At 69.6% G+C, this 13676-nt stretch carries 9 protein-coding genes; 3 read left to right on the top strand and 6 right to left on the bottom strand.

The genetic code is table 11. The features are described 5' to 3' along the window. Positions 1 to 249 precede the first annotated feature (249 nt). Positions 250 to 2073, bottom strand: coding sequence for a phosphoenolpyruvate carboxykinase (GTP) (locus ACFVJQ_RS03765; protein ID WP_385510906.1), 1824 nt, complete (start codon positions 2071 to 2073; stop codon positions 250 to 252). Positions 2074 to 2412: 339 nt separating this feature from the next. Here ACFVJQ_RS03765 and ACFVJQ_RS03770 point away from each other — a divergent pair, with 339 nt between their 5' ends. The 3 genes from ACFVJQ_RS03770 (at position 2413) to ACFVJQ_RS03780 (ending at position 4664) form a co-directional block, all read left to right on the top strand. Further along, positions 2413 to 3126 (top strand): hemolysin III family protein, encoded by a 714-nt coding sequence (locus ACFVJQ_RS03770; protein WP_385510907.1) that lies wholly within the window; start codon positions 2413 to 2415, stop codon positions 3124 to 3126. Positions 3127 to 3272: 146 nt separating this feature from the next. Then, on the top strand, positions 3273 to 3899 hold the full coding sequence (locus ACFVJQ_RS03775) for a TetR/AcrR family transcriptional regulator (protein ID WP_385780678.1): 627 nt from the start codon (positions 3273 to 3275) through the stop codon (positions 3897 to 3899). Between the two features lie 33 nt (positions 3900 to 3932). Next, positions 3933 to 4664, top strand: a complete 732-nt coding sequence (locus ACFVJQ_RS03780; protein WP_385510910.1) for a Mut7-C RNAse domain-containing protein — start codon at positions 3933 to 3935, stop codon at positions 4662 to 4664. A gap of 167 nt (positions 4665 to 4831) precedes the next feature. On the opposite strand, the gene ACFVJQ_RS03785 is transcribed toward ACFVJQ_RS03780, so the two are convergent. From ACFVJQ_RS03785 to ACFVJQ_RS03805, 5 genes are all read right to left on the bottom strand, one after another. Beyond that, on the bottom strand, positions 4832 to 7237 hold the full coding sequence (locus tag ACFVJQ_RS03785) for a galactose oxidase-like domain-containing protein (protein WP_385510912.1): 2406 nt from the start codon (positions 7235 to 7237) through the stop codon (positions 4832 to 4834). Beyond that, a complete protein-coding gene (locus ACFVJQ_RS03790; RefSeq protein WP_385780681.1) occupies positions 7234 to 8439 on the bottom strand; it encodes a glycosyltransferase in 1206 nt (401 codons plus the stop codon). Before ACFVJQ_RS03790 ends, ACFVJQ_RS03785 begins: the two co-directional genes overlap by 4 nt. Further along, positions 8436 to 10079 (bottom strand): ArnT family glycosyltransferase, encoded by a 1644-nt coding sequence (locus ACFVJQ_RS03795; protein ID WP_385510915.1) that lies wholly within the window; start codon positions 10077 to 10079, stop codon positions 8436 to 8438. Before ACFVJQ_RS03795 ends, ACFVJQ_RS03790 begins: the two co-directional genes overlap by 4 nt. Then, positions 10076 to 11338: a glycosyltransferase gene (locus tag ACFVJQ_RS03800; protein ID WP_129801178.1), complete on the bottom strand. Its 1263-nt coding sequence runs from the start codon at positions 11336 to 11338 to the stop codon at positions 10076 to 10078. The genes ACFVJQ_RS03795 and ACFVJQ_RS03800 overlap by 4 nt, the downstream gene beginning before the upstream one ends. A 181-nt stretch (positions 11339 to 11519) precedes the next feature. Continuing rightward, positions 11520 to 13550 (bottom strand): thioredoxin domain-containing protein, encoded by a 2031-nt coding sequence (locus tag ACFVJQ_RS03805; RefSeq protein ID WP_385780684.1) that lies wholly within the window; start codon positions 13548 to 13550, stop codon positions 11520 to 11522. Positions 13551 to 13676: the final 126 nt, after the last annotated feature.

Below are 13676 nucleotides of genomic sequence, written 5' to 3' on the forward strand. Positions count from 1 at the left end.
ATACACCTGTGATGAACATGAAACAGCCGTGAAGATCTTTCGATCAAGGGGGCGCACCCGGCGACATACAGGCGAGGACCTGTCGCCGCGCGTCCGTCGGGGCGGACGGGGCGCGACGACAGGCCCAGAGCCCCGCACGCCGTTGTACGGAACCTCGCCGGTCCTTGGTGCCTTGCACCGCGGCCGGCCGTGACGATGTTGCTGGTCAGGGCACTGTCGGTAGACCGGCCGCGGAGTCTTCGTCGGGCCTCAGCCCAGGCGCTGCACCAGGGCGTGGTACTCGTCCCACAGCTCCTTGGGCGTGTGGTCGCCGAAGGTGTTCAGGTGCTCGGGGATCAGAGCGGCCTCCTCGCGCCAGACCTCCTTGTCGACGGTGAGCAGGAAGTCGAGCTCCTCGTCGGCCAGTTCGAGGCCGCCCGTGTCGAGGGCCTCCTTGGTCGGCAGGACGCCGATCGGGGTCTCGACGCCTTCCGCCCTGCCCTCCAGGCGCTCGACGATCCACTTCAGGACGCGGCTGTTCTCGCCGAAGCCGGGCCAGACGAACTTGCCCTCGTCGTTCTTGCGGAACCAGTTGACGTAGTAGATCTTCGGCAGCTTGGCCGGGTCCGCGGACTTGCCGACCTTGATCCAGTGGGCCATGTAGTCGCCCATGTTGTAGCCGCAGAACGGCAGCATCGCGAACGGGTCGCGGCGCAGCTCGCCGACCTTGCCCTCGGCGGCGGCGGTCTTCTCGCTGGCCACGTTGGCTCCGAGGAAGACGCCGTGGTTCCAGTCGAAGGACTCCGTCACCAGCGGTACGGCGGTGGCGCGCCGCCCGCCGAAGAGGATCGCGGAGATCGGCACGCCCTTGGGGTCCTCCCACTCGGGCGCGATGATCGGGCACTGCGCGGCGGGGACGGTGAAGCGGGCGTTGGGGTGGGCGGCCGGGGTCCCGGACTGCGGCGTCCAGTCGTTGCCCTTCCAGTCCGTCAGGTGGGCCGGGGTCTCCTCCGTCATGCCCTCCCACCAGATGTCGTTGTCGTCCGTCAGCGCCACGTTCGTGAAGACGGAGTTGCCCCACAGCGTCTTCATCGCGTTGGCGTTGGTGTGTTCACCGGTGCCGGGCGCGACGCCGAAGAAGCCGGCCTCGGGGTTGATGGCGTACAGCCGGCCGTCCTCGCCGAAGCGCATCCATGCGATGTCGTCGCCGATCGTCTCGACGGTCCAGCCGGAGACGGTGGGCTCCAGCATGGCGAGGTTGGTCTTGCCGCAGGCGGACGGGAAGGCGGCGGCGACGTACTTGGGCGAGCCCTGTGGCGGGGTGAGCTTGAGGATCAGCATGTGCTCGGCGAGCCAGCCCTCGTCACGGGCCATGACGGAGGCGATACGCAGGGCGTAGCACTTCTTGCCGAGCAGGGCGTTGCCGCCGTAGCCGGAGCCGTAGGACCAGATCTCGCGGGTCTCCGGGAAGTGGGAGATGTACTTGGTCTGGTTGCAGGGCCAGGGGACGTCCTGCCGGCCGGGCTCCAGGGGGGCGCCGAGCGAGTGCACGGCTCGCACGAAGAAGCCCTCGGAGCCGAGCTCGTCCAGCACGGCCTGGCCCATGCGCGTCATGGTGCGCATGGAGACGGCGACGTACGCGGAGTCGGTGATCTCCACGCCGATCGCGGACAGCGGCGATCCGAGCGGGCCCATGCAGAACGGCACGACGTACATGGTCCGGCCCCGCATCGAGCCGCGGAACAGGCCCTTCTCACCCTGGAAGATCTCCCGCATCTCCGCAGGGGCCTTCCAGTGGTTGGTCGGGCCGGCGTCCTGCTCCTTCTCGGAGCAGATGAAGGTGCGGTCCTCGACGCGTGCGACGTCCGTCGGGTCGGAGGCCGCGTAGTAGGAGTTCGGGCGCTTGATCGGGTCGAGTTTCCGGAAGGTGCCCTTCTGGACGAGCTCCTCGCACAGTCGCTCGTACTCGGATTCGGATCCGTCACACCAGACCACGTTGTCCGGCTGCGTCAGGTCGGCGATCTCGTTCACCCAGGAGATCAGTTCCTGGTGGTTGGTCGGGATGACGGGGGTAGCCGATATGTCGCGCGCCACGGTTGCTCCTAAATGAGGGTTTTTTGTCCTTGTGCCCCGTGGGGGCTGCGACCCGGATGCTGCGCAGTACCGCTCGCAATGCGCTCATCCGGTGCCGACTGCACTCATTTGATCATCCGAGGTGAGTGCGCATTTGTCCAGAGGACCGCCCACCTGAGCGGCGTGAGCCGGCCCACGCACCTGGGCGTTTCTCTCCGTTTCTTTACGTGCACGTTGGGTTCGGATGACCGCCCCTTGGGGCGGAAGGGGTCGCCGGGACCCCCAACTTCCGTGAGATGATGGCCACTCCTGTCGCCACACTGATCCGTAACTTACGGTTCCGTAGGTACGATGCGCCTCATGACTGCGCCCGCTTCCGACGCGCCGAGGGACACGCCGGTCGCCGACCGGGTATCCAGCGCGCTCTCCCTGCCGCACCCGATCAAACCCAAGCTCCGCGGCTGGCTGCACCTCGGGATGTTCCCAGCGGTGCTCGTCGCAGGCCTGGTCCTCACCGCCCTCGCGGACTCCCCGCGCGGCCGCCTCGCCTGCGGGATCTACGCACTGACGGCATGCCTGCTGTTCGGCGTGAGCGCGCTGTACCACCGGGGCGACTGGAGCCCGCGCATGGACGGCGTACTGCGCCGCCTGGACCACTCGAACATCTTTCTGATCATTGCCGGCACCTACACGCCACTGACCCTGCTGCTCCTGCCGGGCGCGAAGGGGCAGTGGCTGCTGTGGGGCATCTGGGCCGCCGCAGCGGCCGGCATCCTCTTCCGCGTCTTCTGGGTGGGCGCCCCGCGCTGGCTCTACACGCCCTGCTACATCGCCATGGGCTGGGCGGCCGTCTTCTTCCTGCCCGACTTCATGCGCACCGGCGGTATCGCCGTCCTCGTGCTGGTGATCGTCGGCGGTGTCCTGTACAGCGCGGGCGGCGTGGTCTACGGCATCAAGCGCCCCAACCCGTCACCGCGCTGGTTCGGCTTCCACGAGGTGTTCCACTCGTTCACGCTGGCGGCGTTCGTCGTGCACTACGTGGGGATCTCCCTGGTGGCGTACCAGCACTCGTAGCACCCCGCCCCTTCAGGGCCATGGCTTGCGGGCCGTGGCCCTTTCGCATGCCCTGACAGCGGCACCCCATTGAGGGTTACTTGATTTTGACAGTGACTATCAATTCACCCTTTTGTCGCCGAGCCGGATGCCCGACAATGACCACCATGACGGCCCCCCATCTCACCTCCCCCGCCGACCGCCCCCAGCTGGGGCTCCGGGAGCGGAAGAAGATCAGGACGCGCGAGGCGATCCGCACCGCGACCTACGCACTGATCGAGGAGCAGGGGTACGACGTCACGACGATCGAGCAGATCGCCGACCGTGCCGAGGTGTCGCCGTCGACCGTCTTCCGTTACTTCCCCACCAAGGAGGACATCGTCCTCACGGACGCGTACGACCCGCTGCTGGAGGAGTTCCGGGACCGGCCCGCGGACGAGCCCTGGCAGGACTCCCTGCGCCACATCACCCGCAGGTCCATTGGCCTGGGCCTCGGCGAGAAGCCCGAGATCACCCGGCTGCGCTGCCGGCTGATCGCGGAGGTCCCGGCGGTGCGCTCCCGGCTGATGGAGAGCATGTCCGCCGCCGGGCCCCTGCTCGCCGAGGCCATCGCGGCGCGCACCGGACGCGACCCGGAGAGCCTGGAGGTGCGTGTGTTCACCATGTCCCTCATCGGCGGTCTGATGGAGATCTCCCCGTACTGGGCGCGCACCGGCTTCCGCGACGACCCGGCCGACCTCGTCGACCGCGCCCTGGCCGTCTACGACCGCGGCCTCGGCGCCGAAAACCCCTGAGGCCCGCGCCCGCGCCCATGCCATCCTGATCAGGTGAACGGACCCGAGATCCACGTCGAATTCGACCCCGAACTGGCCCTGTTCGTCCCGAACACCAGGCGCCGGGGCGCCACTCGGCTCGCCACCGACGGCGTCTCGACGCTGGGCCATGTCATCGAGTCCGTCGGCGTCCCGCTCACCGAGGTCGGCGCCCTCGTCGTCGACGGCCACGAGGTGCCGACCGCGCACATCCCGAAGGACGGCGAGTCCGTGCACGTCCGCGCCGTCGAACGCCCGCAACGGGTGCCCGGCGCTCCCCTGCGCTTCCTCCTCGACGTCCACCTCGGCACGCTCGCCCGCCGGCTGCGGCTGCTCGGCGTGGACACGGCGTACGAGTCCACGGACATCGGCGACCCCGCCCTCGCCGCCCGCTCGGCCGCCGAGCGGCGCGTCATGCTCAGCCGCGACCGTGGTCTGCTGCGCCGCCGCGAACTGTGGGCCGGCGCCTTCGTCTACAGCACCCGCCCCGACGACCAACTCCGCGACGTCCTGGACCGGTTCCGCCCCGAACTGCACCCCTGGACCCGCTGCACCGCCTGCAACGGCCTGCTGAAGGAGGCCACCAAGGAGGAGGTGGCGGACCAGCTGGAGGGCGGGACCCAGCGGACGTACGACGTCTTCGCGCAGTGCACGGAGTGCGGGCGCGCGTACTGGAAGGGCGCGCACCACGAACAGCTGGTGGCCATCGTGGAGGACGCGTTGAGCATGCGTACTCAGGACGGTTGAGTAGCAGTGCTCCAGCATCCCGGGCGGGGTGCTGTACGGCTTCTTCTGGGCCGCTGTCGTGCTCGGTGTGCTGGCACTGCTGTGGCCCCGAACCCGGTGGACGCCCGCCCGGGCCGGGGCCGTTCTGTTGCAGTGGGGCGCTCAGCTCACGCTGGGAACCCTGATTCTCAGCGGCGCCTGAGGTCGCCCTTTCCGCAGGCCACGCCGTCCTTGTTCGGGTCGAGGCGGAGGGGGTCGTCCTTGCCGTTGACCTTCAGGCGGCCGTAGTCGTTGGCCTTCAGCCAGGTGCAGCGGGCGGCCGTCGTCTTCTTCACCTCGGACGGGAAGGCGGTCGGCACGCAGACGTTGGCCGAGCCGTAGTGCCGGTCGCAGCCGGCGACGGTCGTGCCGACCTGCTGCGAGGTGCGCTTCCTGCCGGGGCCCGTGACCTTGCCGGACAGGTCGTCGGCGAAGGAGTGGACGTGGGCCGAGGCGTCGGTGGCGCCGAGGGCCTGCGGGCCTTGGAGGTGCACCCACTTGGCGACCGACGGCACCCCGCCCGCATCGACCGCGAAGAGCATGTACCAGCCGGGCGGGGCCAGGTTGGGGTTGCTCGTCACGTTCAGGTCGATGGTGTTGCCGTCCACGCTCAACGGAAGATCCACGAACCGCTGGTTCGGGTCCGACGAGTGCGTCACCGCCGCCGGGCGGATCAGCTCCGCCTTCGCGATGGGCCGGTCCACCGTGATCCGCTGGGTGTCGCCGTAGGTCCACTCGGTGTCGATCACCGAGGTGATCGTCGGGCGCTCGCCCTTGAGGAGATAGGGCGGGGTGTAGATCGACACGTTGTGGTTCCAGGAGCCGTTGCCCGGGTTGTCGCCGGTGGTCATCACCCGGCCGTCGGGCAGCAGGAACGCCGAGGAGTGGTAGCCGCGGGCCTCCGGGTCGGCGGCCACCGGGTCGAAGGTGTTCGTCGCCGGGTCGTAGATCGACGACTCGAAGACCGGGTTGGCCCGGTTGTGCAGGGCGCCGCCGGTCTCCAGGACCTTGCCGTCCGGCAGCAGCACCGCGGAGACGTACATCTTGCCCTGGCCCCCGGTCTGCGGGACCGGACCGTTGCCGAGGTCGACGGTGCCCTGCGGAAGCGGCGGACCGGCGGCGTAGGACGGGTTGGGCTCCTTGAGGTCGATGACATCGGTCAGCCGGTTCGCCTCCGGGTTGGAGTCGATGTTGCCGCCGCCGATGGTGAGGACCTTCTGGTCCTGCGCCGGCGGCAGCAGCACGCTCGCCGACTGGTCGCGCTCGTCCTTGTTCTGCAGACCGGGCACCTGCGTGATCGTGTTGGCGTCGTAGTCGTAGATCGCCGAGCCGGTGCCGGGGATGTTGTTGCCGAAGACATGGCTGCCGGAGTAGAAGAGGCGGCCGTCCTGCATCAGGATCATCGACGGGTAGAGGCCCCAGTAGGACCAGGTCTGGTTGACCTTCCACAGCTCGAGCCACTTCTGCTCGGCGTCCGACCACAGCTCGGCGGTCACCGAGCCGGTCGAGTCCTCCTTCAGCCCGCCGAAGGAGATGACGTCACCGTTGCCGAGGATCGTCGCCGACGGGTACCAGTGCCCGTCGTTCATGTCGTTCGTCCTGGTGTACGTCTCGGTCTCGGGGTCGAAGATGTACGAGTCCTTGTACCCCTGGTAGCCGATCGTGCCGTCCGCCGACGGATAGCCCTTGTTGCCGCTCATCACCAGCACCCGCCCGTCCTGGAGCTGGACGTGTCCGGCGCAGAACATGTCGTCCGGCGTGGGGATGACCTTGTACGTGCCGTTCTGCGGGTCGTAGACCGCGGAGGTGAACGTGCCCGCCTCGAACATCTCCGGGTCGTTGCCGGAGCCCGCGATCAGCAGCACCTTGCCGTTGTGCAGGACGACCGAGTGCATCGAGCGGACCGGGTTCTGCGCGGGCAGCACGTCCCACCTGCCGTTCGCGCACTCCTCCGGCGTGCCCGTGCACTCGGGCTCCGGGACCGGGTCGGCGACCTGTTCCATCGTGTAGTCGTCGGTGGTCGCGGAGCCGGTGCCGTAGACGGAGACGCCCCAGCTGACGCGGTCGGTACCGGCCGGCACCTCCGGGGTGCGGACCGTGGCCTGGGTCCAGCTGCCCGCCATCTCCAGCGTCTTGAGGTCGGTCCAGTACTGCCAGCCGGCCGTCGTGTCGTGTCGGAACAGGGTGATGTTGGCGTCCGGTGTCGTCGTCTTGTACCAGAGGGAGAGGTCGTACTGCTTGCCGACCGTCACCACCGGCGCGCAGTCCGCGGACTCCGTGATCAGCGCCTTGCGGTCGCCTTCGACACGGCGGGTCAGCTCGACTTTCATGGCCTTGCTGCCGGAGTGGGCGTCCGAGGTCGTGGTGAAGCTGAAGTCGTTGTCACCCCAGCCGGACTTCGACCAGCAGTACGGCATGTCGCCGGTGCCGGCCGTCTCGAAGCCGGGGTTCTTGATGAGGTTGGCGGCGGAGGCGGACTGGGGTGTGGTCAGGAGCAGGCCACCGGTGAGGCCTGCGACGGCCAGGAGTGCGGTTCTTCTACGGCGTTTGTTCACACGGCTCTCCTTGCTGTGCGGCTCCCGCGCTCGGATGTCCGGCTCCGGCGCGGCAGATAGACCAGCGCTTCGGTACCGACGAAGCGCAGGACGAAGGTCGTCACCAGCGCGAGCGCGGTGGCGGGCAGCGCGGCCATGCCGAACGCGCCGACCAGCAGCGCGATCAGCGGGATACGCAGCACCAGGTCGGCGTTGGCGAGCAGCGCGAACCGGCCGAGCCGGTCCCAGAAGCGCCGGTGCCGGCGGCGGTCGCGGAACAGCAGGCGCTCGATGAGCAGGAAGTTCCAGGCGACGCCGAGCTGGTTGGCGAGGATCTCGGCCGGGAGGTAGTGCATGCCGAGGGAGGTGAGGGCCCACAGCCCGAGCAGGTTCGGGACGAAGCCGGTCGCGCCGATCAGGCCGAACACCACCATCCGGGCCAGCGGATCGGCCGTACGCAGCCCGGCGAGGTGCCGCAGGAAACGCCGCCCCTCCGCTGCCGTGGACTTGGACTCCCCGGCGAACCGCTCCTGGAACACGAACGGCACTTCGGTGACCGTGCGCGGGCGGCTGCGGACCGCCAGTTCCAGCAGGATCTTGTAGCCGAGCGGCGTCAGCGTCTCCGCGGTGACCGCGCTGCGGCGCACCGCGAAGAAGCCGCTCATCGGGTCGCTGATGCCGTGCAGCCGGCGCGGGAAGAGGGTCTTGGTCAGCCAGGTGGCCGCTCTGGACACGGCCACGCGGTAGCTGCCGGCCAGCCCCGCCCGGCTGCCGCCCTTGATGTAACGGGAGGCGACGACCAGTCCGGCGTTCGCCCGCTCGCCGGTCGCCACCAGCTCCGGGACCAGGGACGGCGGATGCTGGCAGTCACCGTCCATGACGACGATCCAGTCGGAGCCGGCCGCCTTCATGCCCTCGACCACCGCACCGCCGAGCCCGCCGACCGGCTCCTCGCGGTGCAGCACGGTCACCGGGAACGGGCAGTCCTGGGCGGCCTCGCGGATCACCTGCGGGGTGTCGTCGGTGGAGTCGTCCACGAAGACGACCTCGCAGGGCAGCCGGGACGGCACCGACTCGGTGATCTGGTGCAGCAGCTGACGGATGTTCGCCGACTCGTTGAACGTCGGTACGACGATGGTGACGGCGCCCGGCTCGGGAACCTCGACAGCGTACGCGGCCGGGTCGCCCAGTTCGCCGGGAACGGTGGACTCGTGACCGCTCATCGGGCGCCTCCCACGGTCTGGATCTGCCGGATCTCGATCCGGTCCTCACCGGTGCCGAAGACGGCGACCGGCGTCGAGTTCTCCATCGCTGCCCTGACGTTGGGCAGATCGACCGCGTCCCGCCGTACCGTCGGCGAGGCGACCACGTAGTCGAGGTCCCGCCAGCCGCGCGGCATCGTCTTCGTCACCGCGGGGTCGAGATCGGCCTTGTAGAACCAGATGACGCCGAGCCCCGGCTGGTACCCCTCGTGCACCAGGTCCAGCCAGAGCGCGTCGTCGACGAGCACCCGGGTGTCCTCCGGGTCCTCGACTTCCGTGGCCAGCCACGTGGAGGCGGCCCGGTAGGGGGCGTTGGCGTCGGCGGTCATGGCGGTGCGGTCGCCGTCGTACCAGCGGGGGACGACGTAGGCGCCGGCCGCGAGCGCGAGGACGGCCGCGAGCGCGTACCGACCGCCGGTGACGTACCGCTTCTCGCCGTCCCGGCGCCATCGGCGCAGCACCAGGTGGGTCACGCTGGCGGTGCCGCCGGCCAGGACGAGGGCGAGGAACGGCAGCGCCTGGATGATGTACATGGCGGGCAGGTAGCCCGGCCGCATGGCCATCCCCGCGAGGATCGCCACGGCGAGCGCGGGCCCGGCGAGCGCCCGTGCCGTGACCGACCAGCGCCAGGTGAGCAGGAGCAGCAGGGCGCCGACGAGTCCCCCGAGGGGCAGGACACGGTCGTAGTACAGCCAGGACTGGAGCACGCCGTGGGAGCCGGTGCCGGGTTCGAGGATGAAGCCGGAGCCGGGGCGGCTCATCTGGTAGACGATGCCGTCCCACAGCGAGACGTGCCCGTCACCCGGCAGCAACTCGCCCTTCAGCAGGGCGAAGAGGGGATACGAGATGCCGATGAGCGCGCACGCGGTGATCGCCCCGGTGAGCGCGAACTTCCGGGTGTCGCGGTGACTGTGCCGCCACATGGTGACCATCACGGCGGGCAGGACGAGCAGCATCGTCTCCTTGGTGAGCACGGCCGCGGCGGCCGCGATGCCCGCGCCGAAATGGTGCCAGAGGTGACGGCTCGGGGAGGCCGCGAGGCAGAAGGCCAGCAGCGTCCACATCACCGCGATGTTGTCGAGGAAGATCTCGCGCTGGAGGACCACCGACAGCGGGGAGAGCCCGAAGAGCACCATGCCGAGCCCGGCCGCCCAGCGGGGCAGCGCGAGGCGGCGGCCGAGGACGTAGACGAGGACGGCGCTGACCGCGCTGATCAGCAGCATCATGACCCGCATCGAGCCGACGGTCATCGACTCGGGCGCGAGGTACGCAGGGATCCAGGTCAGGACGGCGATCTGCACCCAGCCGAAGGGCGGGTGGTCGTACCAGTACGTGTAGTGGGCGAGACCCCGGCCCTCCTGTACGGCCCAGGCCTGGGCGAGGTAGGTGCCCTCGTCGTCGCTGAAGGTCGGGTAGTCGGCGATGTTCCAGCCCTGCACGACGAGGATCGCCACGAGGAGGACACCGCACAGGATGAGGTCGGGGCGCGAACTGCGCAGCCGGAGCGGAGGAGTTGTTCGGCCGGTCGAACCGGTTCTGGGCGCAGCTGTCCGCTGCGCGGGGACCTTGACTCCGGTCGCCGCGGGAAGTGTGGAGGTCACGCAGGAACGTCCTCTCGGTTCACGTGCGCGAGATGTGCGCCGACGTGGCTGGTCAACTCCCAGTCGTTGCGGCCGCGTTGCTCACGCCAGACGGCGCGGACCGCGGCCCCGGCGAGCAGCACCTGGTAGAAGGGGCCGCCGACGATGAGCTTGAGATAGTGCACGAGGCGGACCCGGAGCCCGTACTGCTTGCCGAAGTCGTGCAGTCCGACGAGCTCGAAGACGAAGGTGACGAGCGCGGTGACGGCCGGCAGGAAGGTGATGAAGGCGACGCCGACCGGGACGTCCAGGAAGAGCGCGATGGCCACGTTCAGCGGGATGATCACGCCGGAGATCGCCTGCAGGTACGGCGTCATGAGGGTGTAGCGGGCGAGCAGCCGCTGCCGGAAGCCCGGGAGCTGCTTCCAGTCCTTCTTCCGGTAGACCTGGAGGAAACCCTGGTTCCAGCGGGTGCGCTGCTTCAGCAGGGACATCAGGCTGCCCGGGGTCTCCTCGCGGGTGACCATGTCGGAGTCGTAGGCGACGACGACCTTCTTTCCGACGCTGGACAGGCGCACGCCCAGATCGCAGTCCTCGGCGAGGCAGTTGGGGTCCCAGCCGTCGGCCTCGCGCAGCACCTTGGTCCGCACGAAGACGGTGTTGCCGCCGAGCGGGATGAAGCCCTTCTGCGCGTGCAGGTGCAGCCGTGAGCGGAACCAGAAGAAGTACTCCAGGCAGTTGCGCAGGCTGTACCAGCTGGAGTGGAAGTTGATGAGCTGCACACCGCCCTGGACGACGTCCGCGCCGGTGGACCGGAACGCATGGTCGACATGGGCGAGCAGCTCCGGATGAACCTGGTCCTCCGCGTCGAAGACCCCGACGACGTCGCCGCGGCAGTGCGGCAGCGCCGTGTTCATGGCCTTCGGCTTGTTCTTCTTCTCGTGGGTGTCGACGACGACCCGTACCCGCGGGTCGCGGGCCTCCGCCCGGCGGGCCACCTCGGTGGTCTCCGGGTCGTCGTGCCCGACGATGACGATGATCTCGAAGTCGTTGTGTGTGGACTCCAGCAGCCGCTGGATGGTGTGGTCCAGCACGGCCTGCTCGTGCCGGGCCGGAAGCAGCAGCGAGAACGACAGGTGCTCACCGCCGTCCGGCCGGCTGAAACGGGTGGACGCGAGCACTTCGGGCGTACGCCACGCGTGCATCTGCCACCACAGGGTGAATGCCGCCATCCAGAACAGGGCCAGTGAAACGGCAGCGATGAAGACAGACGTCAGCAACAGATCCCCCCAGATCCCCAAAACCCCCCTGCCGAGACGGTGAGTCACCGCCGTCCCGGCACTGTGGAGAGAGTAGGGGGGAACTGTGAAGCTCGGGGGCTGTTCCGATAAATAGCGTGTTTCGTACTGGTGGGCGGCTAGCGTGACGTGTCCACACACATGCCCAATTGCGCTGCCCGGATCAGCCGCTCAGCGCCGCGCGCAGCCGCTCCGGGTCGGTCGTCGGGGCGTCACAGGTGAAGTTACGGCAGACGTACGCGCTCGGTTCACCGCCGACCAGCGGCCGGTCGGCCAGCAGCGGGAACTCCTCGCTCCCCGGCACGCCGTACGCGACCACCGCACCGGGGGCGGTGCCCAGAAGTGCCGTACGGTGCAAGGCCTTTGTGGCCTTGTCGTCGAGGCTCGGCCCGACGATCGCGACCTCGCGGGGCCCGTCGAGGTTGGCCTCGGCGACGGCGAGCCCCCAGCCGATGAACCGGGGCACGCGCGGACCGAGCGCCTTCACCACGCCCAACGCCCGCTCGGCGGCGGTCCGATGGGGTTCGGCGCCGGTCTGGGCGGCATAGCCGAGCAGGGCACCCGCGGCGGCGGTCCAGCCGGACGGGGCGGCGTTGTCGGTGGGGTCCTGGGGGCGGCGGATCAGCTGCTCGGCGTCGGCGGCGGTGTCGTACAGGGCGCCCGACTTCTCGTCGACGAAGCCGACCAGGACGTGGTCGAGCAGCAGTCCCGCGAACTCCAGCCAGACGCCCTCCCCGGTCACGGACGCCAGCGCCAGGAAGCCCTCGGCGACATCGGCGTAGTCCTCCAGCACGCCCGCGTTGGCGCCGACCCGGCCGTCCTTGCTGGTGCGGGCGAGGCGGGCGTGGTCGTCGAGGTGGACGCGGACGAGAAGGTCGGCGGCGGCGAGGGCGGCGTCCACCAGGTCGGGGCGGTCGAAGTAGGCGCCGGTCTCGGCGAGCGCGGCGATCGCGAGGCCGTTCCAGGCGGCGACGATCTTGTCGTCCCGTCCGGGAGCGGGCCGCTCGGCGCGGGCCGCCCGCAGCCGCTGCTTCACGGACTCGACCTTCTCGGCGTCGAACACGCCGTCCTGCTGCGGGAGTTGGAGGACCGAGGCAGCCTCCTCGAAGGTGCCCTCCTCGGTCACGCCGAAGCAGCGGGCGGCGAGTGCGGCGTCGTCCCCCAGCACGTCACGGAGCTGCTCGGGCGTCCAGACGTAGTACGCCCCCTCGACGTGCCGACCGGTCCCGTCGTCGCTGTCGGCGTCCAGTGCGGAGGCGAACCCGCCCTCGTTCGTGCGCAGTTCGCGCACCATGAAGTCGGCGGTTTCGAGGGCTACGCGGCGGGCGAGCTCGGAGCCGGTGGCCCGCCAGAGGTGGGCGTAGACGCGGCACAGCAGGGCGTTGTCGTACAGCATCTTCTCGAAGTGCGGCACGACCCAGTCCCGGTCGACGGAGTACCGGGCGAACCCGCCCCCGAGCTGGTCGTAGATCCCGCCCCGCGCCATCCGCTCACAGGTGTCCTGCGCCATCTGCAGCGCGCCCTCGGCGCCGGTCCGGGCGTGATGCCGCAGCAGGAACTCGATCACCATGGACGGTGGGAACTTCGGCGCCCCGCCGAATCCGCCGCGCTGCGGGTCGTACTCCCGGGTCAGCCCGAGTAGCGCCTGCGCCAGCTCCTGCTCCCCCGGCGCCCCGGTCCCCCCGAAGCCGATCTCCCGCCCGGCGAGATCCCGCACGATCTTCCCGGCGACGTCGGTGACCTCCTCCCGCCGGTTCTGCCACGCGACGCTCACGCCCTCCAGCACCTGCCGGAAGGAGGGCATCCCGTGCCGGGGCGCGGGCGGGAAGTACGTCCCGAAGTAGAACGGCTCGGCGTCCGGGGTGAGGAACACCGTCATGGGCCAGCCGCCCTGCCCGGTGGCCGCCTGCACGGCCTCCATGTAGACGGCGTCGACGTCGGGGCGCTCCTCGCGGTCGACCTTGATGTTGACGAAGTGCTCGTTCTGGAAGTCGGCGGTCGCCTGGTCCTCGAAGGACTCGTGCGCCATGACATGACACCAGTGGCAGCTCGAATATCCGACGCTGAGCAGGACGGGTTTGTCACTCCTGCGCGCCTCTTCGAACGCCTCCTCCGACCAGGGCCACCAGTCGACGGGGTTGTCGGCGTGCTGGAGCAGGTAGGGGGACGTCTCATGGGCCAGTCGGTTCGGCATACCTCCATCCTGCCCCACGGGCCCGGACCGGTCGTGGCGAAGCTCCGCCGCCCGGTCGTCCGTTTCCGCCGGGTCGCGCGGCCGGCGAAGTGGACGGTGATCGTCGCCCCCCTCGCGTTCGGGGCG

The organism is Streptomyces sp. NPDC127197 (assembly GCF_042672405.1).
GTDB lineage: Bacteria > Actinomycetota > Actinomycetes > Streptomycetales > Streptomycetaceae > Streptomyces > Streptomyces flavusporus.

What these genes read in the sequence shown, in the direction of transcription:
- ACFVJQ_RS03770 (WP_385510907.1), top strand. Translation starts at nt 2,413, where the DNA reads ATGACTGCGCCCGCTTCCGACGCGCCGAGGGACACGCCGGTCGCCGAC.
- ACFVJQ_RS03775 (WP_385780678.1), top strand. Translation starts at nt 3,273, where the DNA reads ATGACGGCCCCCCATCTCACCTCCCCCGCCGACCGCCCCCAGCTGGGG.
- ACFVJQ_RS03790 (WP_385780681.1), bottom strand. Translation starts at nt 8,439, where the DNA reads ATGAGCGGTCACGAGTCCACCGTTCCCGGCGAACTGGGCGACCCGGCC.
- ACFVJQ_RS03805 (WP_385780684.1), bottom strand. Translation starts at nt 13,550, where the DNA reads ATGCCGAACCGACTGGCCCATGAGACGTCCCCCTACCTGCTCCAGCAC.